The following is a 26,672-nucleotide window of genomic DNA, read 5'->3' as shown; positions in this document are numbered from 1 at the left end:
TTTCGAAAAGCCGACGGCACTCTGCTGTTATTGTTTATTGCGAAACAAATTTGACTGCTGACCCGTAAGCAATAATCTCGGCAGCCCCCTGCATAATGGACGAGGAAGAGTATCTCACACAAACAACTGCATCTGCATTCAATGCGCGAGCATTCTCCAGCATTCTTTCCGTGGCCAATTTGCGCGCATTGTTCATCATTTCATTGTAGGATGTAAGTTCCCCGCCAACCAGTGTTTTCAAAGAATTCATGATATCTTTGCCAATGTGAACCGACTGAACGGTGCTTCCCTCAACAATTCCAAGGATTTCGTACTTTTTGCCGGGAATTTCATCTGTTGTAGCAATCAGCATAATCATCCTCCTGTTCCCTGTTGATTCCTGTCGGAAGAAATTCGATACTCCTTCACCGCTTGCTTGGCGGCGCTTTATTTGACCCCAATTATAAGCGATTCCTTTTCAAAAAGCAAGGCAGAAGCAACGGTTTCTTCTATTACTGCAATCGCTCAATATTGATGATCCTTATGAGAGGAAATCTTTGCGATAGTTGACTCCAAAAAACTCTGCCAACTCCCGAAGCTGATCGTCCTGAATGGTATTACGCCGTGGAAGATGGGCGGTAAGCATGTAGATCTGAGCGGCCTTTTCCACGGTCTCGATCAAGCCAAAGGTCTCATCCATCGTTTTGCCTGCCCCATAAATACCGTGCATGGCCCAGACCACCAGGCGGAAATCCTTCATCTTAGCCGCAGTGGCCTCGCCGATGGAGGTTGTGCCGCAGAGCATCCAGGGCAACACACCCACTCCCTCCGGGAAAACTACAATGCACTCCGTACACATCTCCCAAAGGGTGTGGGTGAACTTCTTTTCGTCCAGCTCATGGATATAGTTCATCGCCAGCGTATGGGTGGGATGGGTGTGCATCACCACGCGGTTTTCGGGGTCCACCGCAAGACGCGCAATGTGGCTCATGAGATGGGCCGGGAATTCCGAAGTGAACCGGCCTCCGTCCCGGTAACCCCACAGCAGATCGGCGGCTTGACCGTCCGATGTGATGCGCACCACGCCCAGATTGTTCTCCGGGTCGGCATCCATATTTTTGAAATACTTTCCCGTGCCGGTGACCAGAAACAACCGTCCCGCCAGGGGGGCCGCGTTAAACCCCAGGGGAATGGTGCGCAGAACGACGTTCAGGTCGAGGTATTCCCGCACCTCCCCTTCGTCCAGCAGACAACTGATATTTCCTCCGTTTCGCTCGTCCCATCCAAGGCGGTACATATTCGCCGTAGTCTTTCTCATTTCTTCCATAAATGGAGCATTCAAAATATTATTCATGCCCGTCAGCCTCTTCTTTTCAAAATTTCGTTCTCATATGCCTTCACCCCGGCGAACCACTCGCCGTCGACAGGGACGCCGCATACGCGGCAATACTGCGCCCAGATTTCTCCGAAGGGCAGAGTCTTCTGTTCTTCCTGCAGAATCATCAGCTCCGTCCAGCGATTTTTGTTCTGCAATGCAGTCAGATCCGGGGTGCACAGAGCCATCAGCAGCGCCTTCTGCACATTGCGAAAACCTACGGTCCAGGCGGCAATTCGATTGATGGATGCGTCAAAGTAATCCAGCGCAATCTTCACCCGGCCCTCCAGGCCGCCGCAGCGGACGATTTCCCTGCAGAGTTCCTGGGTTTCGTCATCCAGCCGTACCACATGGTCGCTGTCCCAACGAATGGGGCGGGTGATGTGAAGCGCGATTTCCCGAAAAAAAGTCAGCAGAGCCGGTATCTTGTCGGACACCACTTCGGTAGGATGGTAGTGACCGTTGTCCATCAGCGGGATGCACTTTTCCCGGTTCATGGCGGCGTAGCTGAGGGCGAACTCGGCGCTGCCCACAGTACAGGCCTCCACGCCGATGCCGAACACCTTGCTCTCCACGCAAGGTTTGACCCTGGCGAAATCGTAAGGCTCGGAAAGGATCTCGTCAAGGGCCTCCCGATACCGCATCCGCGGACCCATCCGGTCTGCGGGAATGTCCTTGAAGCCGTCGCCCGTCCAAATGTTCATGATGCAAGGCTGGCCCAGCTCTTCGGCCAGATAGCTGGAGATGCGAATGCATGCCTTTCCGTGGTCGATCCAGAACCGGCGCACCTCTGCTTCCGGAGAAGAAAGGGTCAGGCTCTCGGCCTTGGGATGGGAGAAAAAGGTGGGGTTGAAATCGCATCCGAGCCCCCGCGCCTTGCAAAAATCCACCCACTTTTTAAAGTGCCTTGGTTCCAGCTTCTCCCGGTCCGCCCACTCTCCCTTTTCAAAAATAGCATAACTGGCGTGAAGATTCAGTTTTTTGGTGCCGGGGCAGAGCTTCAGCACCTGATCGATGTCCGCCATCAGTTCCTCCGGGGTCCGTGCACGCCCCGGGTAGTTGCCCGTAGTTTGAATGCCCCCGGTCAGGGGTTTTGCAGGGTCTGTGTCGAAGCCTCTGACATCGTCCCCCTGCCAGCAGTGCAGAGAAACCGGGACACTTTTCAGCCGGGCGATGGCCGCGTCGGTATCGATCCCCAGCGCTGCGTATCTGGCTTTTGCCTGTTCGTAACTCATTGTACCGCCTCCATTTGAATTTTGAGATTGCCCAGGGCCGTGGCCTCGATGGGCAGAGCGATGACGGTTTTGCCGGTAGCCTCTTGTGTCAGACGGTTGAGCCAGACATTTTTAGCTCCTCCGCCCACCACATACAACTTTTCAAAACTGCGCCCGGTGTTGATCTCCAACTCCTGCAGAGCCTGACCATAGCACTGCGCCAGCGAACGGAAAGCACAGCGGAAATAGCCGCCCACGTCCTTCAGCGCACCGCCGGTAGCTGCGTCAAAGGCATCCTTCATGCTTTCCGGCGCCAAAAATCCGGGGGCGTTGGCGTCAACCGACACGTCGCAGTCGCTCTGTTGCGCAGCCTGGACGATTTCTGCAAAACCCAGCCCGTTGCACAATTCTTTTCGCAGCTGGTTGACCAGCCACATGCCCATAATGTTTTTCTGATAACGGTTGTAGCCCACCCCGCCCTCGTTGGACCAGTTGCCTTTTTGGCTGCTTTCGCCGGTCAGCGGACGTGATGTCTTGACTCCCAGCAGAGACCACGTGCCCGACGAAAGATAAGGTTGATTCCCCTCCATGGGGATTCCCTCTACCGCCGAGGCAGTATCGTGGGTGGCACAGAGAACGCATTTTATTCCCTCATATTCCCCCAGAACCTTTCCGGGCCGGGAGAGTTTTGGAAACAGCTGTCGGGGAAAGTCCATTGCTTCCAGAATGCCGTTGTCGTATTCCCCGGTGCAGGTGCTGACCAGTCCGGTGGTGGTGGCATTGGTATACTCCCTCACCTGCGCACCGCACAGTTTCCAGAGCAGATACTCCGGCAGCATCAAAAGGCCGGTGATTCCATCCAGCCGTCCGGATATCTTGTCAGCATAAAGCTGATAGAGGGAATTGAAGCTCTGAAACTGACACCCGGTGCGGCGGTACAACTCCGAAAAAGGCATCCGCCGATGCACCAGCGACACGACTGCTTCGGTGCGTCCATCCCGATAGGCATAGACGGGCAGTACTTCTCTGTCACCTTTCAGAAGAACGTAATCCACGCCCCAGGTATCGATGGAAAGGCTGGCGATGGTCGCAAAGCGAGCCTTAGCCGCCGCGATGCCCTCTTTCACCTCCCGAAACAGGGTCTCCACATCCCACACCAAATGACCCTTCTCTCTGCGCACGCCGTTGGCGAAACGATAGACTTCTTCCGTCTGCATTCTGCCGTTTTCCATCCAGCCCACAATGTGGCGTCCGGAGGAGGCACCGATGTCAATGGCAAGGCAGTATCTCATCTTTATTCCCCCTTGATCATGCGCAAGATGCCACGCAGATAATGGCCGTTGGCCATTTCCAGCAAGCCCTGCATCAGGCCATCTTTCATGCCGCCGGAGATCTGCATGCTGCGAAGAGGAGAGCCTACCGAGGAGGCCATCAGCATGCGAAACTCCGGATTTTCACGGTCTTTCTTGCCGCCAAAGGAGCGAGCGATGGTATGTTCCACCGCCCCATGGAACAGCCGCATCACCAGCGAGGTGTCCTTCATCTCCTCCACGGTGTTGTCCATGGTAAAGCTGCCCTTCCGGGGCGTTTGTGGCACATATCGCCTGCCCAGCATGGTCTCCCATTCTTTTTGGCAGGGCTTGCCCGCGCAGGTCTCGTACCAGCTTCCTGCCTGCCATGCCGGTGGCACCAGTTCTGCGCCCGCCTTTTCGATGACAGCACTCAGGCCGCCAATGTGCACCGTGTAATGCCCGCCGGGCACCCGCCAGCCGTCCTGCCAGAGGGCAAAGTCGCGCTCGTCCAGTGCAAAGGTCACCGTCTCACTTTCGCCGGGCTGCAAAAATACCTTTCGGAAGTTTTTCAGTTCCCGCACCGGGCGGTGCAGCCCGCCGGAAGGCGGCGCAATGTACATCTGCACCACCTCGGACCCGGCCCGCGCGCCGGTGTTTTTCACCGTCACACAAACGGTATCTCCCCCAATGGTCAGGTCGGAATAGGCAAAGCTTGTGTAACTCAGGCCGAAGCCGAAGGGCCACCGCACCGGGACACCCGCCTTGTCATAGAAGCGGTAGCCCACATAGATGCCCTCCTCATAAAGGGCGTCCTTCGTTTTGTCGTAAATCTCCGAAGAGGGCACGTCGCCGTAGACAAAAGGCCAGCTTTCCGCCAGCCTGCCGCCGGGGTCGGCCCTGCCATAGAGCAGGTCGGCCACCGCTTCGCCTCCTGCCTGGCCGGGAAGGCCCATGTAGAGGATGGCCTTAACCCTGTCAGCCCAGGGGCACTCCACCGCGCAGCCGCACAGCAGAACCACAACGGTATTGGGGTTTGCCTGTGCCACAGCCTCGATCATGCGAATGTGCCCTTGCGGCATCCTCATATCTGCCCGATCAAAGCCCTCCGACTCCAAATGGCCGGGCAGTCCCGCGAACACCACTGCCGTGTCTGCACCGCGGGCGGCGTTCGCCGCTTCAAGGAGCAGCGTCTCGGTCGTTTCGCCCCGGTCATCGCAGCCTGGCGCATAAATTGCGCCAGGAAGTGCCTCCAGCGGCTGGCTCAGCCGCAGAGGGTTGATGTGGCTGGAACCTGCTCCCTGGTAACGCATTTGCCGGGCCATCGCACCTACGACGGCAACTTTTGCAGTTGCGTCCAAAGGGAGCACGCCGTCCTCATTTTTCAGCAGAACGGCTCCGGCCTCTGCCGCCTCCCGGGCAAGAGTATGATGAGCACCGTAGTCACAGGCACAGAGTTTCTTCTGCCTTTCTGCCGCCTGCAGTACCAGTTTCAGAACCCGCCGGGCAGAAGTGTCCACCGCACTTTCCGGCAGCACACCGGATTTCACCGCTTTCAGCACATCTTTTTCCATATAGCCGCTTCCTCCGGGCATGTTCAGGTCGCACCCCGCCCGAAAGCCCTCGATACGGTCGTTCATAGCGCCCCAGTCGGTGATCACCATACCATCAAACCCCCACTCCTTGCGCAGGATGCCGGTGAGCAGTTGTCCGTGATCGCTGCAATGGGTGCCGTTGAGCTTGGGATAGGCGCACATCACCGTGGAAGGTTTTCCCTCCCGAACGGCAATCTCGAAGGCAGTGAGGTAAAGTTCCCGCAGGGTGCGCTCGTCCAGAATGCTGTCAGAGTTGAAGCGGCAGAACTCCTGGGAGTTTACCGCGAAGTGCTTAAGGCTGGTAGCGACGCCCCTGCCTTCGGCTCCTCGAATGAAGCCCGCCGCCAACTTGCCCGCCAGAAACGGATCCTCGCTGAAATATTCAAAATTCCGTCCACACAGGGGATTGCGTTTTAAATTTGCCCCGGGGCCAAGCACCAAGCCCACCTGCTGTTCCTTTGCCTCTTCGGCCACGGCGACGCCGATTCGTTCCAGCAGGTCAGGGTCCCAACTGGCGGCGGTGGTCACCTCAGCCGGGAAGCAGGTGGCCGGCCGGGAGGCGTTCACTCCCATCATGTCCGCAGCATTTTCCTGTTTTCGCAGGCCGTGGGGGCCGTCGCACATGAACAGCGAGGGAATGCCATACTTTTCGTATGTCTTCGTTTCCCAAAAACTTCTACCGGAACAAAGCGCAATCTTTTCCTCCAGGGACATCTGCGTCAAAATCATTTCAATCCTGTCCATTCCAGTCCTCCAATCGGATCGGGGCGGCGCAGCCTCGCAGTGTCCCCTCCATCGCCCGGTCCAGGCAGTCCTTTACCGTTTTCAAGTCTTTCCTCGCCTCGGGGATGGTGGGAATGATGAGCCATGTGTAAATCATCCCTTTGCGCAGATACAGTCTGCAGGGATGTCCTTCCGTCTTGAGTTTTTCAAACAGCATCAGGCTGTCATCCCGCAGGACCTCCGACTCCGACGCCCACAGACAAATGGGCGGACAGCCTGCAAAGCTGCCGTAGTAAGGTGCGGCAAAGGAGTTGCGGACAACGGCGCTGTCTTTTATTCCAAGGTAAGCTTCCTGCGTTTCTGTCCAAAGGTCATCCACCATCGCTTCTGTGGCCCGATTTCGGGTATAACTTGGAAATGTCTGATCGAACTGAACACAAGGAGAAAAGCAAAGAGCCGCTGCGGGCATAGGCAGTCCTGCTTCTTTAATCTGAAGAAGGAGCGACAGCACCAGATTCCCGCCGGCGCTTTCTCCCAGAAGGACAATGCGCTCCGGGGCGTATTCTTCCAACAGCGCCCGATAAGCTGCAAAGCAGTCCCGCGGAGCCGCGGGGAAAGGATGCTCCGGGGCCAGGCGGTATTCCGGGGCCGCCACATTAAACCCCAGCTTGGTCACCAGATACCCTGTGAACATACGCCGGGTCTTCACGCTGCCCACCACGAATCCGCCGCCGTGGATGTACAGAACGATCCTGTCCGTAGGATTTCTCGGATGGCTCAGCAACTCTACCGTCACGTCACCCGCCTGCACCTGACAGATGTGAACGGACCGGGGCGCGTTGGCAAAGCGATTCTGTTTTTCCTCCTCAGCCCGCCGAGCGGGATAGTTCTGGTCCTGGCCGGAAACATACCGCCGTTTACCCTTTTTGCAAAAAGAAAAGACCATGCTGTGTGTGATGCTCATGCTGTCCTCCTCTCACATCGGATAGGTAGCGGTACCGGGCCCCTGCTCCCGGACGGAGCCGTCCGGCAGAAGGACCTCTGCCGTACAGTTGACGGGCACAGTCACCGCGAACATCCAGCCCCCGTCTGTCTTTTCCCAGCCGCTCTCACCCGGCTATAGACGCTGTTGTAGGCAGCCTTTGCCCGGGTAAAATGCCCGCCGGGCCGGGGTGTAATGGCAAAGTGATTCTCACCGTCCACCCGGATGCCGCACATAGTGTCAAACAACCACTGGACCACCGCCCCTTGGAATAGTGGTTCAGAGAGGCCACGCCGCCCTGAGCGGTCTTTCCCTCCCAGCTCTCCCAGATGGTGGTTGCCCCGTTTTTCGGCATGGACAGCCAACCGGGTATCTCCTCATTCTCTAAAAGGCGGTAGGCATATTCAATGTCCATGTCTGCCAGAACATAGAGGATGAGCGGGGTGGAAAGAAAGCCGGTGCCCAGCCGCCAGCGATAGTTGTCCAGCGCCCGGAGCAGGCGCTTCTTTGCATAAACGGTCTGTTCTTCGTCCAGCAGCTTCATGTACAAAGGGCGCACCAGCTTTGCCTGACGGTCGGTGTCCAAGTTGTGTTTTTTGCCCCGCACCAGCGCCTGGTAACCCTCTCGCACCTTTTGAGCTGTCACAAGGTATTCTGCAGCGTCTGTCTCACGGCCCAGCACGCCGGCAATCTCGGCCATCCGCTCCATGAGCAGCACGATATAGGCAGTGGTCTCCTCCGGGTGCGGAGAGACAAAATCGGAGATGGCAAAGGGCTTCACGTCCACCGGTTCCGCCCATTCGCCATAGGACTGCCCGTAGTTGGAGATGTATTTGCGATATTTCCGCTGGATGCCGGTGGGGGCACTGGTAAGGTAATGACGGCCCAGCGTGCCGATTTTGTAAAGGGCAAAGCGGCGCATGGCGCCGTAATTTTCCTCCAGAATTTTTCGGTCATCGTAGCGTTTGAATATCTCCCATGGGATGAACACCCCCGCATCGGACCAGCCCGGCGAACCGTCAATGGTGTTCATGTAATGGTCCACGCCGCCCACCGGAGCGATCTGGGTAAAGCACCCGTTTTTGTGCTGTGCGTCCACAAGATCCCACTGAAATTTGCGGGCCATGGAAGCATAGTCGAACAGGTAGCTGGCGGTGGAGCAAAAGATCTGAGCGTCGCCGCTCCAGCCGTGGCGCTCCCGAGTAGGGCAGTCAGTGGGAAGGTCAGCATGGTTGTTCTTGGCGCTCCAGACGGTGTTCTCCACAAATTTGTCCAGCAATGGGTTGGAACTCTCAAAAAATCCCGTGCGCTCCATGTCGGAATACACCGCAATGGCTGTGAAGTCCTCCGCACGGAAGGGCACGTCGGTCTCCACCAGGATGTACTGAAAACCGAAGATGGAAAAGGTGGTCTTATAGTCGTTTTCCCCTTCCCGGCAAGTGTAGTCCACCTGCTGCAGGGGGTGGTGATTTTCTTGTTGGAACACTGGATGTTCTTCTGGGTGAATTCGCCGGTTTCGTCCAACAGCTCGCCGAAACGAAGAAAAATTCTCTGCCCCGCCCGGGCTTTCACCGTGAATCGGGCGTAACCCGCGATGTTCTGACCGAAGTCCAGCACAGTTTTGCCGGCGGGTGTAGTGATGAGGGTAGGCTTGAGCTGCTCGTGCTCGGTCACTGCCACATTGTTAGCAGCAGTGGGAACCACGTTGTGGGTGGTGACTTTCGCCTTTCCCCCGTAGCCGGGGACGCGTGAAGCATCCACCACCTCACCATCCTTGTTGTCAGCAAAGCGGATGGGGCCGTCGCTGCTCCAATCCCAGCTGTCGTCGGTCACGATGGTCCGAGTGCTGCCGTCGGCATGCACAAGTTCCAGCTGAGCCAGCAGCTTTGTCTGCGTTCCATACTGGTTTTTTAGTCCCCACGCACCGCAGGAGCCGCGGTACCAGCCATCGGCAAGCTGCACGGTCAACTCGTTTTCGCCCTGCCGCAGCAGCCCGGTTACATCCCAGGTCTGATACTGCACCCGCTTGCGGTAATCCGTAATGCCAGGCGCAAGTATCATATTGCCCACGCGGATTCCGTTCAGCTTCGCTTCATAGAGACCGCAGGCAGTGATGTACAATCGGGCCTTTTTCACCCCGGAAACAGAGAAGATTTTGCGCAAACAGTCTACGGGATAACGCCGTTTTTTGTTCACCTTGTAGTCACCCGTGATCCAGTCCGCCTGCCAGTGACCAATGCCGGTCTCAAAAGTGGCCGCCGCCCAGGGACCGGGAACACCGCTTTCATCCCAAAGACGCACCTTCCACAGCACCTTCGTTTTTGCGGGGACAGGGCTGCCCCCCCACTCTGCCCGCATGGAATTGCTTTCCACCTTGCCGCTGTCCCACAGGGGTGTGCCGCTGTCATCGACAGCCACAATTTGAAAAGCAGTCTGTCTCTCTCCCTGATCACAGTTCCAGAACAGCCGGGGCCGGGAGATGTCGATACCCACCGGATTTGTCAGATATTCCGTTTTCAGCCGGATCGCATTCACGCTTTTTGACCCCCTTCGCCTTTTTCACGGCGGGACTTGATCTCCGCCTGCTTTTTGCCGATATTCTTTTCCACGCTGAGGAAAATCAGCAGCACAGTCAGGATGATGCCGGTGAACACCTCCAGGCCTACGAAGCCAAAGATGATGATGTTCTGCACGGAAGCAGACTGGCTGACTGCCTGGGTCACGCCATCCACCATCTCGGGGGCCACATAGCCTGCCCCCGCCAGCCATCCGTTGAACACACCGGTGCACACGCCCACCATGGCCACGGCAATGATGTTGTACACCGACATGGCAATGCCGTCAATGCGGAAGCCGGTCTTCCATTCCAGATGATCCAGCACGTCTGCGAACAGTGCCATGAACACATAGGAGCAGGGCAGGCCTCCCACATTTTTGATAAACTGCCCCACCAGCACCAGCACCATGCTGTGAGGGAACATCCAGCAGACGGCGCTGCCAACGGCATAAAGGATAAAGCCCGTCAGAGTTACATTCCGTTTGCCGAATTTTTTGGCCAAAGGCCACACAGCAAAAATGCCGATGCCCATGGGGATACCGCCGATGGCAGACACCAATGTCTGCGTGATGCCGTCGTTGTAAGTACCCAGCACGTAATTGCAAAAATAGGGCAGGCTGATGTTTTTGATGCTGCTGCCAGCGGTGTAGATAAGAAAATAAGCATAGATCAAAAGCATGTATTTATCCGTGAAGATTGCCTTAAGTTGCGCCGCAAAAGGAATGGACTGTCCGCCGTCGGCCTGTGACTCCTCTGTGACTCGCTCTTTGGTGAAGTAGTATTCCAGCAGCGTCAAAGGCAGTGCCAGGATGGAAAGCACGCTCATGAGCAGCATCCACTTGCTCTTGTCCACTCCGATCATGGGCGTGATGACCATGGGGAATACCAGTGCCACCAAAATGCCACTCATCATGATGGTGGCAATCTGATTGAACACCGAGAGACCACCTCGCTGGGTGGTGTCCCGGATGGACAGCGGTACCATCAGGTTGTGGCTCATGTTAAAGATGGTGTAGGCAAAGGAATAGAACAGATTATAGGAGACCATGACCCAGATGACCTGTACGGTCTCCGACGCACTGGGCACAGTGAAAAGCAGAATGCCTGTGACCGTCAACAGCGGCGCGCTCAGCAGCAGCCAGGGTCTCGCCTTGCCCTGTGCAGTGCGAGTGCGGTCGATGATATACCCCATAATGACATTGGTGATGGCATCGATGATTTTGGAGATAATGGGGAAAGACCACCAGGAACGCTCCGCCCCAAACCGTTGTCAGCTTGAGCACGTCTGTATAGTATACGTTCAGATAGGTAGCCAGCACCGCGTTGAGCAGCAGCGCGCCGGCAGGGCCGAAAAGATACCCCAGCCACTTTTCCGCCGATGTCACATCTTCTGACTTGACCCGTGAGTGAAATATTTTTCGATCCATTATTTTTTGGCACATCATACCAGCTCCTCCTGTTCTTTTGCAAATTATCAAAAATATACTTTTAAAGTGATTTCTTATTGGAAGTATAGCACAAATCATCTTTATATTCTTGCATATTTGTATTCAAACGAATATAATTGTAACCAACTTGGAGGTGACAGCGTGGAAGGGATTGACATTCGCTATCTTTGCACCACCATCGGCAATCTCTCAGGTGTTCCCATCCGCATCTTCGAAGAGGACAGGCCGGTGTTCTATTACTCCATCCCCATGCTTGCCCGGGATCCGATGAATGTCTACCGCGACGAGATCTTTGCAGTCAAGACTCATGTGGGTTATGTGATAACAAAACATTTTTACTACTATGGCATCGTCAATTCCAATGACACGAAAATCGTCATCGGCCCCTCGCGGCAAATCATGGCCGGGGATCAGGAACTGAGGGACTTGGCGTTCCGGGCAGATGTGCCCGACGAGGCGGTAAACGCCTTCATCGCCGGAATGAAGAGCATCATCCCCACTCCTTTCGAAAGCATTTTGCAGATGCTCTGCACCATTAATCATGTATTGAACGGAGAAACACTGTCGCTGGCCGACATCACCATCTATGATGCTGACCAGGAGAAACTGGTGGCTCAACAGAACCGCCGGCAGGCGGAGCGCAAACTGTCGGTTACCGGCAGCGAGGTTCGAAACGTCCACAACTCCTTCGGTCAAGAGCAGGCCATTATGAGCATCGTCCGCAAGGGAGACACCGCCGCGCTCAAGGAGTGGATTGCCGCAGCACCGGCAATTCGAAGCGGTGTTTTGGCCAAAGAGCAACTTCGCCAGATCAAAAACACATTCATCGTCACCACCACGCTGGCCTGCCGGGCGGCCATCCGTGGCGGCATGGATGTAGACGATGCCTTTGACCTCAGCGACGTCTACATTCAGCAGTGCGAGCTGCTGTCTTCCCCGGAGGCCATCACAAATCTGCAGTACCGGATGATACTGGACTACACCCAGCGGGTGGAGCGGCTGCATCTGGGCAAACAGCCTTCCAAACTAACGGCGGATGTGGCGAATTACATTCAACACCACATGTCCGAGACCATCACGACGGAAGAGATCGCCGCCGCTCTGTTTTTGAGCCGCCCCTACCTCTCCCGCCGTTTCAAGGCTGAGACTGGTGAAACACTGACGGATTTCATCCTGAAAGAAAAAACAGAGGAGGCCAAACGCCTCCTCCTCTATTCAGACAAACCTCTGACTGCTATCAGCAGCTATTTGGGTTTTTCCTCACCCAGTCATTTTTCCAGGGTGTTTCGAAAATACGTCTCACTGAACCCGGGTGAATACCGGCAAAAATACGCACGATAACCGCCGTCCCATAAAGAAAAAAGAGCTAACTGACGAATTCAAATCAGTTAGCTCTCTTTTTATAGGCCTTGAAAAAGCGTTGCCACGAGTCACTTCTTTGCCTTCAAAACCGCTTAACTACGCGATTTTTTCGATCATTGAAATTATTCGAACTCGCCGAGTTAAATCCATTTCTAAACTTTTTTGTATAGAGGATTTAATTCGTCGTGGTTTTCTTTGATGCAGATTATCCTTATCCTAAGGTCTATTCGGACTTTTGCTATCAAAAATCTATCCGAGCCATCCTATCAGGGGTTTTGCTTGAGATGGATGATTGGGTGGTTTAGGAGTATTATAGCATGGTTTTATCGAATTTTCTATAGAAATTTCATTTTGCCTAATCAAACATTACTCGCTCATATAATCCAGCATCTGCTGATTCAGTGTTTCCTTTACTACTCGCCACTCCGGGAAAAAGGCGTCCATATACTTCTGGAATAGCTCATTGTGATTTCGCTCCAGCAAGTGCACCAATTCATGGGTCACGACATAAGCGAGACACTCTGGAGTTTTCTTTGCAAGCTGGAGGTTAATCCAAATCCTTTTTCGGTCTATATTGCAGGTTCCCCATTTGGTACGCATGTTTTTGACCTTCCACTCAGATGCATGGACACCTACAACCTGTTCACATTTTTGAATCACTTCCGGCAGCTTGCTTTTTAGCTGCTCCCGATACCAATCATTCAAAACACGCTCGCGCTGCTCCGGGGTGCTTTCAGGCCTCACTTGCAAAATCAGATGCCCGCCTGTAAGGGACACCTCATTCCTAACATTTGAGTATTGCACATCCAGACGATAACGACGCCCCCAGACATAGTAGCTCTCTCCGGTCACATACTGTCGCTTCGTTTGTCGTGCCTGTGCTGCGAAGTTTGCACGCTGCTTTTTAATCCAGGAAATTCTGGATACCGCAAACATTCGGATTGCGTCATCCCCAGCAGAGTGCGGTGCAGTAATTTGGACTTTCCCATCGGGCGGCAGAACGCGGATGTACATATTTTTGATGTTCTTTTTTGTAACGGCAATACTCACGTTGCCGATTTGCAGTTCATCCACTAAAATTCACTCTGCTCCTTTACCAATGCAAGCAACTGATCGGCTTCCTGGTCATCTTTTACGACAGCACGAATAGCACGCCAGATTTTACGCTCTTTGATTTTGCTTCCCCGGAAATTGTCCTGTTTGCTGGACATGACAGCGTTATATATCTGATTGGCCACAACCGTATCCCCGTTAAGATGGTCATAAAAGGCTCGCTTGGCGGCACTCTCCCGGATTCCCGAAGGATATTCTGTGCCGCTTTCCGGCTTATGTACCTTTCTTGCCAGTTCCACAATCTGACGCAAATACTCCTCATAGTTGATCACGTCATTTTTGCGCTTTTCAATCAATTCTCGAAGAAGCGCAGACATCTTCTCATAGTATTTGGGGTTACTTTGGATTCTTTCAACAATTTCCTTGCCAATATTGTTTTCAATAGTCTCTGCAACTGCTTCCTGCTCTTTGGGTGTAGAGGCAGGCATATCCTTCAGCGCAGAAATTCCGTTGTCTACCAACAGCTCCACCAGTGTTGCTCCTCCAAAGGAGGTCAACACACGACTGGGATCAGCCGACAAATAAGTATCGATTAAATGGCGCATGTCCGGATCATATTTCTTCAAATCCACATAGTCACCACTAGCCAGACGCACATCGTCACGCACCTTGATGTAGTAGGTAACTTCTCTCTCCAGCGCCTTGATCTGTTCCACGGTATAGTGGTACTTTTCTTGCAATTCACCCGATACTTCACCAAAAGCGCGAAGAGCTGTCGCTGACAGATTGTAAAGCTGTTCCCGCTTGGGCATATTTTCTTCCAATTCATCCAAGTCAAAAGATTCGGTGTTGACACCGCAGAAATAATGGTAGTAGTCTACCATATCTTTAGGCGGTGCCACAGGCTCGCACAGTGCGCGCAGAGCTTCCAGAGAATCCTCCAGCTGTTCCTTGGCCTTGTCCAAACGATCTGTCAGCAGGCCGGAGACATCTTCCTTATCGTAGCAGTCAAATGCTTCGGAGGTATAGTCTGCAACCGCATTTTCCAAGGATCGAAACAGGTCTTTGTAGTCAATAATATACCCAAATTCCTTATCTTCACCATCCAAACGATTGACGCGGCAGATTGCCTGGAACAAGCCATGGTCTCGCATGGACTTATCAATATACAGGTAAGTGGCAGGCGGAGCATCAAAGCCTGTCAGCAACTTATCCACCACGATCAGCAGTTTCATCTGTTCCGGCTGCTTGATAAACTTTTCCTTGACCTCTTTTTCAAATGCCTTCGGGTCTTTCCCACCCAGCATCTTCATGTAGATCTCATATTGCTCCACAGCCTCGGTCTCACCATCATCACCTACGGTTTCAGTGCGAATATCACCCACCGCTGGTTCGTAAGAAGTCACGATGGCGCACTTGCCCTTCAGCTCGGTCTCCTGGAACAATTCATAGAATTTGCACGCCTGATAGATACTGCCAGCCACCAGCATGGCATTACCCCGTCCATCATGCAGGCGCGGTTTTGTCTCCATATCAAAAACAATATCCGCTACAATCTGTCCCAACCGGGCTTTGGAGCTAAACATCTTTTGTAGATTGCCCCATCGCTGTTTCAGCTTAGCTTTTGCCACACCGGTCAGCCCGCGCGTTTTTGCCTCAAACCAAGCGTCGATCCGATCCTGCTGGACAACATTCTGCTCTACTTCACGAGCTTCATAGCGCAGATCCAAAACCACTTTATCCCGCACTGCTTCATCAAACTTGTAGCGATGGATGTAAGGGCCAAATACCTCCAGACTGGTCTCCTTATCCTTTTTCATCAATGGAGTACCGGTGAAGCCGATAAAGGTGGCATTCGGCAAAATGGTTTCCATCGCTTTGTGGAGTTTGCCGGATTGGGTACGGTGGCATTCATCCACAAAGACATAGAAATCGCCTTTGGGAGAAAAGTTTTCCGGCAGTGAGCGTTTCAGCTCTTCAATAAATCCAGCATAGTCGGTCTCGCCGCTCTTGCCTCTGTTTTTCTTGCCAAACTTGTGGATCAGGGAGCACATCATGACAGGCGAGGTGTCGTTGATCTTCTGAATCAATTCGCTTCCCCGGCGAATACGGACAATGCTCTCATTGACCCCGGCAAACACCTGCTCGATCTGCACATCCAGCTCGTCCCGGTCGGTGATAATCAGGATACGGCTGTCAGAAATATTTTCCTTAATCCACTTGCTGAGCCACACCATGGTCAAGGATTTTCCGGAGCCTTGGGTATGCCAGATGATGCCGCCCTCATGCCGCCTTATAAAATCCCGCGCTGCCATATTTCCGAAGAACTGATTAGGCCGACAGGTCTTTTTCACTCCGCTGTCAAATACGATAAAATTGTGCAGCAACTCTACAAGCCGCTCTTTCCGGCACAGAGAAATCAGGTTTTTGTCCAGACGCAGGGGATATTTTCCGATTTGAGCGCGTACCGCTACGGAAACCTCATCTTTGGCATTGGAATCTTCTTTCCAAGAAAGATAATACTTTTCCGGAGTGCCAGTAGTGCCGTAACGTGCCCCTTCCGAATCATTGCCTGCCAAGACAAGCCCAACGGTGGCAAAAAACTGCATAATCATATCCGGGCGCTGGTTGGTCAGGTTCTGGCGGATACCCTCCGACATGGAAATGGTGCTGCGCTTCAGCTCTATGACAGCAAAAGCGATACCGTTGATGTACAGCACAAGATCCGGACGTTTATGCTTGATAGTTACTTCCTCGGCGATGTAAAAGTCATTTTCCAGCGGATTTTCCCAATCCACAAAATGGACGGTAATCTTATGCTGGCCGACAGACTCGCTGACCTTGACCCCATAGCGCAGCTTTTTATAAGTCTGCTCGTTCAAATCATAGAGGTTCACTGACTGATCTCCGGCGGCATCTTGCAGCTCCTTCAAGGCGCGGTTGATAAGTACCGGCGAATAGCCCTTGCGGGTCAGAAATTTCGTCAGCAGTTCGGTTTCAATATTGGCGTTTTTTCGCTCGGTGAAATCGCCCAGATAGGTGTACCCAAGTTCCTGGACAAATAGTTTTATGACACGCTTCTGCGTGGCTTTTTCCCGTTGGCCAATACTCATGGCTTTCCTCCTTCGTTTGAATATAATTCATCGAAGCAAGCTGCATGTCGCGAAAAATCCAACTCAGCAATATTTTGAACAATTGCTTGGTTCCAATACTGGTATCTTGGATTAAAAAATAGGTTCTTGCGCATTTCCTTTGGGTATTGGGGATCAAACATATCCATCACACAAAAGGTTAATGCCCAACTTTGGATTGGAACAGTAAACTTTATGTTTCGCGTTCCTATTTTTTTCAAGAATCGTGCGGACTGCGTTAATATCCACTCATTTTCAGGTGACCACTCCGTTTTTGTATCCCAGCATCGTACGATGGTATTTATTATTTTACAAAAGATGCTTGCGACATTGTCTGCCAGTTGAATCAGTTCCTCTGCTTGACTATCTGCAAACTTAACAGCCACATCGAAATGTTTAAGTTCTTGTTTTAACATTTCATCGATACCTGAAATATTATCATGAACAATATCAATTTTTCTGGTATCACAGTTGCGCTCAATTTCAATTACTTCCAACAACTCTGAGAGAGCATTAAGATTAATAAGATTAGCAAACTTCCGATTTGAATAACTTCCAAACTTTAGAAAGTCATTTACAAACGTTTCTTCAATTCCTCTGTTCTGAATCTCTGAAACAGCCCAAACTAATCCATTTCCAGACGTTGGAATATGTTGATATGAATAGTTCTTTAAGTATTCAAACAGTTCGTGCACACTTGTCTCTGTAGCTCGCTTTGTTAGTTTGCAGAATGTAGCAAATAGCTCATCTTTTTCTTGCGAAAGGTCACTCACCAACGAGTAATATTCTACCGGGAACTGTTCTCTTGCTTGTTCTCCCAAAATGGCAAATAGCAAAAGCGATGCCAGGTAGAATTTTTTATCATACAAACATATCGAAAAATGGATATCATCTAAAATATTGTCCAAGAAGTATTCTAGAGCATTGTTATTTTCTTTTGTAAACAGGGAGTTTCCTTTCAGCTCTTTCTCAGATGCAAATTGACTCTTAAATGCTGTATATTTCTGACGAAGCAGCTGTTCACTTTGCATATCATGAGTAACAACAGCTGCCAAACAAAAATGGCGCTGTGTTCCATAATTTAGTTTTTTATTCTTATCAGTTATGCCACCAGTGTTTCCTGCTTCATCTAGAAATAGACGCATTAAACATGTCACCTCCCGTGGATATTAGCTTTCAAATAGATCTTCGCACTTTTTAATTGCTTGCTGAATATCCGAATCTCGGAAATAGGTCTTTTTCAGTTTATCTCTCCATTCCTTATTAGAACGAATCAAATCTTTAATCGAGGCTACGGAAATTTCCTTACCTTCCCGCCGCAAGTCGCAGATTGCCATATCTACCGTTGCCAAAAGCTCCAGCTCATTGACACTTGTGTACTGGAACTGCGACACCAGCCAATCCACATCTCCCTGCTTTCCCCAGTCCTGCAAATAGGTCAACGCCTGCTGCATCTGCACACCTTTTTCAAAACAGCTGCCTCTTTCGTTTCTTTTGATCTGGATATACTTATTCTTTTGAGCAATCGGCTCGCCGCCTTTATAGCGGACTTCATCAGCGTAGGGACCAGCCGCTTTTTTATGAAAGGCAGAAATATCCGCCTGCTCCTTGCGGCGAACCAGATAGAGCAGTTTCTGAACTTTTTTGCGTCCCAGAGGGTACTTCTCGGAATAGAAAGCGTTCACAATTCCTGCAAGCATGACTGCATCATCAAAATGCTGATTGTGTGCTGGTTGCCTTTCCTGAAGAATCTGTGTTTTCGGCTGTTCTTTGCCATCTGCATCCACCAGCCGAATCCTTCCGGTGAGCAGCTCCTGCATCATGCCCTGCTTGATCTGCTGGTACTTGGATAATTTCTTTTCCAACTGCTCAATTTCACTGTCCATATCAGAAAGGACTTGAGCGATTGCTTTCTGTTCGGTGAACTCTGGAACAATTATATCGAGTTCAGCCAAATCTTTTTTCGAGATTTCCAAAAAAGTAGAGCCAATGGCTTTTTCCAGCATATTGGGCTTCAAAACATGCACCATATAGTATAGCCACTCATTGCTAATGTTCTGATGAACAACCAATGACTTAAAGCCTTGATTAGTGCAAATCGTATTACCTGCAATTCGCACTTCGCCAATCGTAGCTCGGCTGCAAAGTAACAATGCACCTTTTGGCAGGAGTGTTGCTGAACTAGCTTTCAATCCGCTTTCTGTGATTTTGCTCTCGGTTGTGTAAATATACTTTGTTGAGCAGCTTGTAATATCTGTCGGCGTACACCACAAAATCTTTCCATTCCAAAATTCTGCTATTGAAGTTGACGGTGTTCCTCCATTGACAATATTGCAAATATCACCTAACTGCTGTTTTGACCACTCCTCAGAAAACCCCGGAAGGCGTTTTTTGCCGGTGAGCAGTTCCTGCATGGTTCCCTGCTTGATAGCTTTCTTTTTCTCAATCAGCTTTTGCAGGGAGGAAATCAGGCTATCTACATCAGAAAGTGCCTTAGCAATAGTGGCTTGCTCGTCTGTTAGGACAGGGATAGATAGCTCAAATGCTTTTAAATTGGTTAAATCTACTCCAGTTTGACCAGAAGTTCGCCGAGATAATAGATCGATATATTCAAACAGATCTTCTCGCTTAAGTGTATGGTATAGGAACTCTTTGTCAACGCCTTGTGGAAGTGCTTTAATCAAAGCAACATTGTATGCACCTTCAATTCCTCTCAAAATCTGAAAAATAGGAGGACCATACCTTCCAATCATTATATCGTCCTGTTTACAAAACCTTTTGGCCAATTTCTCAGGAATATAGGTTGCATATTTGTCTGTTTTATAGTCTCTAATCTGCACTAGCCGGATATAACCAGCCTTTTTTTGACTAGAAAAAACGGAAAGAGGTGGCTGACTTCCTCCTTGAAACAGAGCAATATCTCCCAAAGTAACCTGTTTCCAACCTTTTCTTACCATACAAACCCCATCCTTTCCAGATGAGATTTGACCTTGGCCTCATACTGGTCCACTTCATCTTCGCATTCCTTCAGGGTATACTCATACCGCTCCACCAGCTGGGTCACACGGGCAGAAAGATGATGGGACACCGCCTCGTGAATGGCATCAATTCCACTGTAAATAGCGGCAAACCACTTTTCCTCTACTAGCAGATGGCGAATCTCCTCCAGCGTCAGCTGGGGGTATTTTTTCTCCAGTTTGGTGTCCAGGTCTGCTTCAGCCTGCTTAATTGCTTTCTTGTAATTGCTTTCAGCATCCAACAGGGACATATACTCTTTTAATGCAGCCAATTCTTCCTTGGCAGCGGGATCTTTCTTGATTGCTTTGATACGGGCGCTGATAGTGGCCTTTTTCAGATCATCCAGTTGAGCAAACAGTCCGTCCTCACCGCCATTTTCTTCGGCCAGTTCTTCCAGCTTAGCGGACACCTCATCCAGTTGGCCCCGAAGGATATCCAGCGCCTTGATATCCTCCTCAAAAAAGTGTGCGGCAATCAAAGCCTTGGGGAACAGCTTACCCTCAAAGCCCTTGATCTTATCGGTCTTGACCTCGATGGTCTGGCCGTTTTCTCTTTTCTTCTTAGTCACATACTCATAGGCAATTTCCCGCCCAGCCTCATAGCCGTCATAGCAGACCGCATACACATCGTCCTGCATGGTCTCCGCCCAGTACTCCATCAGCACTTCATAGATATCGTATTTGTCAAGAAGAGCCACTTGGGCAAAATCATCCAGAAGCTGCTCGGAAATTTTGGCAATCAGCTCTTTGGGGTGAATATCCCGACCGAGTTGCATCAAATCGTGGGTAACGGTCTCCTTCCATCGGGCATAGGCATCGTCCACCTGGTCGGCATGGCGGATAAACTCCGGGTGGGAGGTAATCGTGGAAACGACTTCGTCCTTGCCCACCGCCGGACGCAGATACCCCGGACGCAGCGGCTGAAACAGAATTTCCTTCAAAGATGGATATACCGCCCAATATTCCGCCATGCTGTCCACATCGGTTTCCGGAATGCCGCCGTTCAGGTGAGCATTGATGTCCTGTAAATCTTCCGGCTCGCTGCTATCAATATAGCGCGGGATATTCAGGTTGTACTCGTTGGTGACTTTGATTTCCTCGTTCGGAACAAACCGGGCATACTTGGGGTCCGATTCATCCATTGTAAGGAAGGTGGTCACGATCTTGTGAATATCCTGTTCCCGCAGGCGGTTCTTGTTGCCATCCTTTACATAGCCTTTGCTGGCGTCAATCATGAAAATGCCGGTACGATCAGCAGCATCCTCTTTGTCCAACACCAGAATACAGGCAGGAATTCCTGTGCCATAGAACAAGTTAGCAGGCAGACCAATAATGCCTTTGATATAACCCCGGTCAATGATCTTTTTGCGGATGTCAGCCTCGGCATTGCTACGGAACAGCACACCATGGGGCAGAATGACTGCTGCCTTGCCGGTAGATTTCAAAGATTTCAGGACATGCAACAGCCAAGCGTAGTCACCGTTTTTCTCCGGCGGCACGCCCAACACAGTCTCGCTGTATCTCCCATAAGAATCAGGGATCGTAATGCCATCCATCCAGGATTTATCCGAGAAAGGCGGATTGACTACGATGTAGTTGAAGGTTTTCAGCAGTTCAGGGTTGTTCTCATCTTTATACTGGGGTGCAGACAAGGTGCTTTTATTGCCGACAATGACGCCAGCGCCCTTGTTGTGTAGGACCAGATTCATGCGGGCAAGACCGGCGGTGGAGTTGTCCTTTTCCTGTCCGTAGATGGAGATCTCGCAGGGGGCCTCATCCGCCGCACGAATCAGCAGCGAACCGGAACCGCAAGCAGGATCGTAGACTGTCATGCTGGGATCGGCGGCTTTATCAATACCAATCACTTTTGCCATAATCCGAGAGACTTCGCCCGGCGTATAGAACTGGCCCTTGCTCTTGCCGGAATCCTGGGCAAATTTCCGCATCAAAAATTCGTAGGCGTCGCCCAAAATGTCATCACCGCCAGCGCGGTTGTTGGTGAAGTCCAACTCCGGTTTCTGGAAAATTTCCACAAGACCAGAGAGCTTATCTACCGCTTCCTTGTCGGTGCCCAGCTCCTCGCTGTTGAAGTCGGCAATGTCGATAATGCCTTTCAAGTCGTTGGCTTCTGCCAGCTTGCCAATGATGATATTGATGCCTTCACCAATGTTTTTCTTATATTTGAGCACAGCAATATCGTCAAAACTACCGCCTTCCGGTACTTCAATGTCCCAGTTATCGCTGCTCTTGAAGCGGTCGGACACATACTTCACAAACAGCAGTGTCAAAATGTAATCCTTATAACGAGCAGGTTCCACACCGCCCCGAAGTTTATCACATGCAGCCCATATCTGGCTGTAAATTTCGCTCTTTTTGATTGCCATCGGTACCTCTCCGTTCTCTTTTTAATTTCCTGTCAGGTTCCCATTTACTCCTCTGGCGGAACGGGGATGTACACCATTTTCAGGGGGATCATTTTGCGGTATTTGACACTGAGCTGATCGTAATATTTCAAGACGAGATCCACAAGTTCTGTGCCGTTAATGCCTCGAATAATAGGGGTGCTATCCAGATATTTCTGCGCATTTTTGGTATAGTTGGACAGTGTCACGAACAGACCATAATCTCCTTCACGCATAGCGCCTTTCAGGGACTGGATGGTTGTCTCTTTGATGTCTCCGTCCTGGCTCTTCACCTGAACAACAATGCGGGGCGGCAACTCATCTTTATAGGCAGTAATGTCGATGCCGCTGTCCCCACCATGCGGAGACAGGATCGTGCGGTAGCCCATGGCCTGCAAAAGATTTGCGACAAACGGCTCCAGATCATAACCTTTCAGATTTTTGCTCAGCTCTTTCAAGATAAAATCTCGGGTAGCCTCGATGATTTCGTCTGCCGTTTGCGCCACTGTCTCATCGGTATCCGGCTCCAGAATATTGCCTTTGAAATCTTTATCCAGAGCCTTAAAATACTCATCTACATAGTTTTTCACCTGGAAAAAGCTCAGCGCCGAGCCAACTTCATGCAGAGCGCCCTGGGAAAAGGCTGTACGCGGCAGATGTTTGAGCCACTTTACTTTCCGGCGATTAGGATACAGTGCTGCGGTAGCCTCATAGAAATAGGCACTCTCCACGACCCCAATATTGATCTTACGGTCAATTTTGGACGGGAACACCACATAGTCTCCTTCCTGTACCTCGTGGACAAATCGGTACAGCATTCCAGCACTTGTGGCAATCGAACCTTTTTTAGCGTCCGGATAGGCCGCAATATATTTTTCTTTGTAGGCATCACGGGATGTACTTATAGCCGATAAGTCGCCCATCTCTTCCCAGCCGATTGCAATTAGATTCTGATTCAAAAAAAGGGGATCGTCCATGGTATGGATTCCCCAAACCGTTTTGTTTGCTGCTGCCATCACAGCCACACTCCTATCCGATCTTTCACAGCTTCTCAGCCTGCGAGAATCTTGTATCCTGAAAGTCACCTTCAAAATCAAGCCACTTTGTCAAAATTCTTGCTTATTTTTCTTCCGGAACAAACTCCAGAATATCGTCCACGCCGCACTCCATCACGCGGCAAATCTTCTCGATACTTTCGATAGAAACATACTCATTGCGCTTTAAGCGGGTGATAATATTGGCACTAAAACCGGCCTTTTCTTTTAGCTGTGCGTTGCTTATCTTTTTATCAATCATCAGATGGAATAAGCGGTCATAACAAATCGCCATTTTAGTCCCTCCAAAGCAAGAAATGCTTGGATTTATTTTATCACATTTTCGTGAAAAACTCAATTCGATATCTAATTATCAGGCTTTATCAATGTTATGGAAAGGCAGAGATTTCGCTGCCTTTTCCGAGCATATTCAACCAGCTCCCGCGCGTTGCTGGCTGGGTGCCAGGCATAGGCGATGAGATAGTCTACATGATCTACAACATAGCGATTTGCCCTCACGATTGCAACCTTGCGGGGAACACCCTCCATTCCAGGCGGATAGAATGTTCCGTCAAATCCATCGGGTGTTGGGATGGGCCGCTCTGCCGGATGATATGACAATAGCAAAGTGAGCTTCACTTCTGGGTAGAAACGCTTTCCTTCTTTGACTGCTGACGCTGCAAGACGGTCAAATCCGCCGTAGTGGCCAACGATAAATTCTGTAACGCCATATTCCAAAATGTGCTGCTCCACAACCGCATACAATGCCGGGTAAATTGCCTCCGATGTTTCCCTGTGCCCGATGAAAAAACAGCTTTTTCCTCCCAAATTTCTCCCTCCTTTCAGTTGTGTTTATCGTTAAAATTATACGATATAAATGATTAAATCACAACGATTTATCAAAGTATAATTTACGAAGAACACAAGCAAAGGAGTGATGCAGGTGAAGGATATTCTCTCGGTTATAACCGCGTATCGAGAGGAGCGGGGCTGGACAGAGTATCAGCTTGCAGAACGCTCCGGTTTGCCGCAATCCACGATCTCCTCATGGTATCGCAAGAATATGGTTCCGACCATTCCATCCCTGGAGAAAATCTGCACAGCCTTTGGCATTACGCTATCTCAACTGTTTGCCGAAGAAGATGCACCGGTTTCCTTAACTGAGGCGCAGAAAAAGCTTCTGGAACGCTGGTCAAGACTAAGTGAAGAACAGCAGGCTGTTGTATTTGCTTTGATTGATAAGATGTAAAAAATCCGTCAGAGGCGCACCCTTTAGAGTGCTGCTTCTGGCGGATTTTCTTTGCCATCAATCTAACGGAGTTTTCTTTGTTACTGCTTTTAGATACAATTCAGGGTCCCCATTCAAAATCAGTTCGGCATAGGACAGCGGATCATTATAGATTAGCCAGTCCAGTTCTGACCGCTGGTACATACTGTTCGCTACCTCGTTCTCCACGGTGGTGCAGTCGATGGACAACAGGGTTCCATCTTCCATGCACAGCTCCACGCAGGCAGTGTCCGGGTTGAACTCACAGGACAAAATCTTTCTCATACTCGTTACCTCCCAATACTTGAATTTCAGTTGATTTTCCGCAGCAGCACAAGGGCCGTTTCGGTTGTTTTAGATACAGGCAAGCAATGCGTGTGGATAGCCACACACAAATCCGGCAAGCAATGCGAGTGTTAATACACACTCACATTTCCTGCCGTCTGCTTGTTGAGGGCAGCGCCCCCAAGCCCCTTCTGAACACAGAATTTCATTCTGTGGCTGCGCGTTCTCCGAACGCTTTTTGACCCTGTACCCGGTGCCCTGTTTCGAGGCATAGGGTGTCGTGAATCGCGACATCCTCTGATACTTTTAGGGTGTCCTAAAATGGGGCATCCTCCTTGAAGATGGGGTGGCAAAATACCACCCCATCTTTTTCTTTCCGCGACGGTGGCGACGGTCGCAACGGTGCTGGGAGCACCCCTCAAAACACCGTCGCGACCGTTGCGAGCGTCGCGCTTTACTCGATTACTTCAAACGCAGGTGCTTTCACCACCATGTAGGTCAGCCGGATACGCCGCCCGGCGTGCTTGGTTTTGTTCTCATACTTTACCTGATGTTCTTCAAACAGGCGGCTAGCATTCACATTCAGATGCTTGGTGAGCCGATTTACCGCCATATCTGTTTGAATTGCCTGGGCCAGCTCGGTGGGACTGCCTTCCCATTCGCGGTTGTCAGCAGATACGATCTTTGCTACGGCTTCCAGTACCGGGTCTGGTGGCTGCTTCCAAAGCTCATTCTCTGCATGGTCAAGCCCCCAAACTAGGCTCTCTTGGTCTTTGCTCAGATACAACCGCTGATCCGGCTGGTCTCTGCCTACCACTTCCAAGGTGGCCCTGCTATCCGTCCGCTTTTCCTTCTGCATCAGGAGCGCACCATCCGCACAGCCCAGCAAGCCCGTGGTGCCGGAGATCATTTCAAAGCTATCTCCCGCAGGTTGCTTTCTGGTGTGGTGGACAATCAGGACGCAAACGCCATATCGGTCAGCAAATTGCTTCAGCTTGCCGATTACCTCATAGTCGCTGGAGTAGCTGTAACTATCGCTCACTGCCTCCCGGACTTTTTGCAGGGTATCCACGATAATCAGCTTGGTATCACTGTGTTCCCGAACAAACTTTTCCAGCTGTTCATCTAGGCCACCACCGATCATTTTAGCGCTGGTAGCGAAGTGGAGGGAGCTTGTCCCCTCCACACCGAACATACGGAACATCCGGCGCTGCAGGCGGCTCTCGTCATCTTCCAGCGCCAGATAGAGAACCGTTCCCTGGTGTACTTTGTAGCCCCACAGGTCTTGCCCGCTACTGACATGGTGGGCGATCTGTGCAACCAAGAAGGACTTGCCGATTTTGGGCGCTCCGGCAAGGATGTACGCTCCTGTATAGAGCAGATTTTCAATCACCGCAGACTTGCCCTCGAACACATTGTCCATCAGCTCGTCCAGGGTCACAGTATGCAGGTAAGCTGGGTCGCTCATGCGGCGCATCTTTCGGTAAAGTTCCTCCAAATCTCTTCCTGGGGAATTGCTTTTTTCGTCCGGGTCTGGTATAGTGGTCTTGGAATTTTGAGAGATTGACTGCCCATCATCTGCGCCAACAGATGAGCCCTGGGCGGTCATTTTCTTTTTTTCATTGATCATAGGCGAAATCCTCCTGCATCCCGTTCATAATGGTGGCGATCATCTGGATGGTGTCCAGCAGCTCGCCGTTTACGCCCTGCCCAGCTTCGATCCGGCGGAGTTCGTCCAGCACGGCGGCCAGCTGGTCCCGCAGGGCCTTGTAGACCCTGGGGTTACCCTGGACCACCACATCCCGTTCCAGCAGACGCCGGATGATATAGTCCTGTTTGGTCAGGCCGGTGAGCTTCACCAGGGTTTCCAGCTGGAGATCTTCCTCCGCCGACACCCGGAAGGCCACCGTCTTGTTTCTCCAGCGGTTGTGGTTATCGTAGTTTTTCTTGGACATTTTC

The 26,672-nt window shown here is 51.2% G+C and carries 21 protein-coding genes and 2 pseudogenes; 2 read left to right on the top strand and 21 right to left on the bottom strand.

The features are described from left to right. Positions 1-34: 34 nt before the first annotated feature. The 10 genes and pseudogenes from ACKTS9_RS16335 to ACKTS9_RS16290 form a co-directional block, all read right to left on the bottom strand. On the bottom strand, positions 35-352 hold the full coding sequence (locus ACKTS9_RS16335; RefSeq protein ID WP_407881836.1) for a YbjQ family protein: 318 nt from the start codon (positions 350-352) through the stop codon (positions 35-37). A 168-nt stretch (positions 353-520) separates the two neighbouring features. Next, positions 521-1,333 carry a rhamnulose-1-phosphate aldolase gene (rhaD, locus tag ACKTS9_RS16330; RefSeq protein WP_407881835.1) on the bottom strand — a complete coding sequence of 271 codons (813 nt, stop codon included), beginning with the start codon at positions 1,331-1,333 and terminating at the stop codon, positions 521-523. A gap of 5 nt (positions 1,334-1,338) precedes the next feature. Then, positions 1,339-2,589 carry an L-rhamnose isomerase gene (locus ACKTS9_RS16325; RefSeq protein WP_349216404.1) on the bottom strand — a complete coding sequence of 417 codons (1,251 nt, stop codon included), beginning with the start codon at positions 2,587-2,589 and terminating at the stop codon, positions 1,339-1,341. Then, a complete protein-coding gene (locus ACKTS9_RS16320) occupies positions 2,586-3,860 on the bottom strand; it encodes a rhamnulokinase (protein WP_349216405.1) in 1,275 nt (424 codons plus the stop codon). Before ACKTS9_RS16320 ends, ACKTS9_RS16325 begins: the two co-directional genes overlap by 4 nt. A 2-nt stretch (positions 3,861-3,862) precedes the next feature. Further along, on the bottom strand, positions 3,863-6,196 hold the full coding sequence (locus tag ACKTS9_RS16315) for a glycoside hydrolase family 3 C-terminal domain-containing protein (RefSeq protein WP_349216406.1): 2,334 nt from the start codon (positions 6,194-6,196) through the stop codon (positions 3,863-3,865). Then, positions 6,183-7,139: an alpha/beta hydrolase gene (locus ACKTS9_RS16310; protein WP_407881834.1), complete on the bottom strand. Its 957-nt coding sequence runs from the start codon at positions 7,137-7,139 to the stop codon at positions 6,183-6,185. Before ACKTS9_RS16310 ends, ACKTS9_RS16315 begins: the two co-directional genes overlap by 14 nt. Positions 7,140-7,151: 12 nt before the next feature. Continuing rightward, positions 7,152-7,274 (bottom strand): annotated as a pseudogene (locus ACKTS9_RS16305) (hypothetical protein); the annotation flags it as partial. 10 nt (positions 7,275-7,284) lie between these two features. Beyond that, on the bottom strand, positions 7,285-8,472 hold the full coding sequence (locus tag ACKTS9_RS16300) for a hypothetical protein (protein WP_349216408.1): 1,188 nt from the start codon (positions 8,470-8,472) through the stop codon (positions 7,285-7,287). Positions 8,473-8,567: 95 nt separating this feature from the next. Next, a pseudogene (locus ACKTS9_RS16295) lies at positions 8,568-9,515 on the bottom strand (family 78 glycoside hydrolase catalytic domain); the annotation flags it as partial. A gap of 173 nt (positions 9,516-9,688) precedes the next feature. Beyond that, a complete protein-coding gene (locus tag ACKTS9_RS16290) occupies positions 9,689-10,906 on the bottom strand; it encodes an MFS transporter (RefSeq protein WP_407881833.1) in 1,218 nt (405 codons plus the stop codon). 397 nt (positions 10,907-11,303) lie between these two features. Between ACKTS9_RS16290 and ACKTS9_RS16285 the strand changes: the two genes are divergently transcribed. Further along, positions 11,304-12,503, top strand: coding sequence for a helix-turn-helix domain-containing protein (locus ACKTS9_RS16285; protein ID WP_407881832.1), 1,200 nt, complete (start codon positions 11,304-11,306; stop codon positions 12,501-12,503). A 387-nt stretch (positions 12,504-12,890) separates the two neighbouring features. On the opposite strand, the gene ACKTS9_RS16280 is transcribed toward ACKTS9_RS16285, so the two are convergent. From ACKTS9_RS16280 to ACKTS9_RS16245, 8 genes are all read right to left on the bottom strand, one after another. After that, positions 12,891-13,598: a M48 family metallopeptidase gene (locus tag ACKTS9_RS16280; RefSeq protein ID WP_407881831.1), complete on the bottom strand. Its 708-nt coding sequence runs from the start codon at positions 13,596-13,598 to the stop codon at positions 12,891-12,893. Further along, on the bottom strand, positions 13,598-16,690 hold the full coding sequence (locus ACKTS9_RS16275; RefSeq protein WP_407881830.1) for a type I restriction endonuclease subunit R: 3,093 nt from the start codon (positions 16,688-16,690) through the stop codon (positions 13,598-13,600). Before ACKTS9_RS16275 ends, ACKTS9_RS16280 begins: the two co-directional genes overlap by 1 nt. Next, the gene (locus ACKTS9_RS16270) at positions 16,687-17,853 is read right to left on the bottom strand and encodes a DUF3800 domain-containing protein (protein WP_407881829.1); all 1,167 of its coding nucleotides are present in this window, start codon (positions 17,851-17,853) and stop codon (positions 16,687-16,689) included. Before ACKTS9_RS16270 ends, ACKTS9_RS16275 begins: the two co-directional genes overlap by 4 nt. 24 nt (positions 17,854-17,877) lie before the next feature. After that, positions 17,878-19,665, bottom strand: coding sequence for a restriction endonuclease subunit S (locus tag ACKTS9_RS16265; RefSeq protein WP_407881828.1), 1,788 nt, complete (start codon positions 19,663-19,665; stop codon positions 17,878-17,880). After that, positions 19,659-22,109 carry a type I restriction-modification system subunit M gene (locus ACKTS9_RS16260; RefSeq protein WP_407881827.1) on the bottom strand — a complete coding sequence of 817 codons (2,451 nt, stop codon included), beginning with the start codon at positions 22,107-22,109 and terminating at the stop codon, positions 19,659-19,661. The genes ACKTS9_RS16265 and ACKTS9_RS16260 overlap by 7 nt, the downstream gene beginning before the upstream one ends. A 44-nt stretch (positions 22,110-22,153) precedes the next feature. After that, positions 22,154-23,143, bottom strand: coding sequence for a restriction endonuclease (locus ACKTS9_RS16255; RefSeq protein ID WP_407881826.1), 990 nt, complete (start codon positions 23,141-23,143; stop codon positions 22,154-22,156). Between the two features lie 103 nt (positions 23,144-23,246). Further along, positions 23,247-23,456: a helix-turn-helix domain-containing protein gene (locus ACKTS9_RS16250; RefSeq protein WP_054338619.1), complete on the bottom strand. Its 210-nt coding sequence runs from the start codon at positions 23,454-23,456 to the stop codon at positions 23,247-23,249. 71 nt (positions 23,457-23,527) lie between these two features. Further along, positions 23,528-23,989 (bottom strand): hypothetical protein, encoded by a 462-nt coding sequence (locus ACKTS9_RS16245; RefSeq protein WP_407881825.1) that lies wholly within the window; start codon positions 23,987-23,989, stop codon positions 23,528-23,530. 109 nt (positions 23,990-24,098) lie between these two features. Between ACKTS9_RS16245 and ACKTS9_RS16240 the strand changes: the two genes are divergently transcribed. Next, positions 24,099-24,410 carry a helix-turn-helix domain-containing protein gene (locus ACKTS9_RS16240; RefSeq protein ID WP_050624078.1) on the top strand — a complete coding sequence of 104 codons (312 nt, stop codon included), beginning with the start codon at positions 24,099-24,101 and terminating at the stop codon, positions 24,408-24,410. A gap of 57 nt (positions 24,411-24,467) precedes the next feature. Here the strand turns inward: ACKTS9_RS16240 and ACKTS9_RS16235 are convergent, their stop codons facing one another. From ACKTS9_RS16235 to ACKTS9_RS16225, 3 genes are all read right to left on the bottom strand, one after another. Further along, positions 24,468-24,713 (bottom strand): DUF6061 family protein, encoded by a 246-nt coding sequence (locus ACKTS9_RS16235; protein ID WP_407881824.1) that lies wholly within the window; start codon positions 24,711-24,713, stop codon positions 24,468-24,470. A 454-nt stretch (positions 24,714-25,167) separates the two neighbouring features. Next, the gene (locus ACKTS9_RS16230; RefSeq protein WP_407881823.1) at positions 25,168-26,343 is read right to left on the bottom strand and encodes an AAA family ATPase; all 1,176 of its coding nucleotides are present in this window, start codon (positions 26,341-26,343) and stop codon (positions 25,168-25,170) included. Beyond that, positions 26,333-26,668 carry a plasmid mobilization protein gene (locus ACKTS9_RS16225; protein ID WP_407881822.1) on the bottom strand — a complete coding sequence of 112 codons (336 nt, stop codon included), beginning with the start codon at positions 26,666-26,668 and terminating at the stop codon, positions 26,333-26,335. Before ACKTS9_RS16225 ends, ACKTS9_RS16230 begins: the two co-directional genes overlap by 11 nt. Positions 26,669-26,672 lie beyond the last annotated feature (4 nt).

The organism is Owariibacterium komagatae, from assembly GCF_045865535.1.
Lineage (GTDB): Bacteria > Bacillota > Clostridia > Oscillospirales > Ruminococcaceae > Ruthenibacterium > Ruthenibacterium komagatae.
The sequence above is the reverse complement of the archived record's forward strand: the minus strand, read 5'-3'. Positions and strand labels throughout refer to the sequence as shown.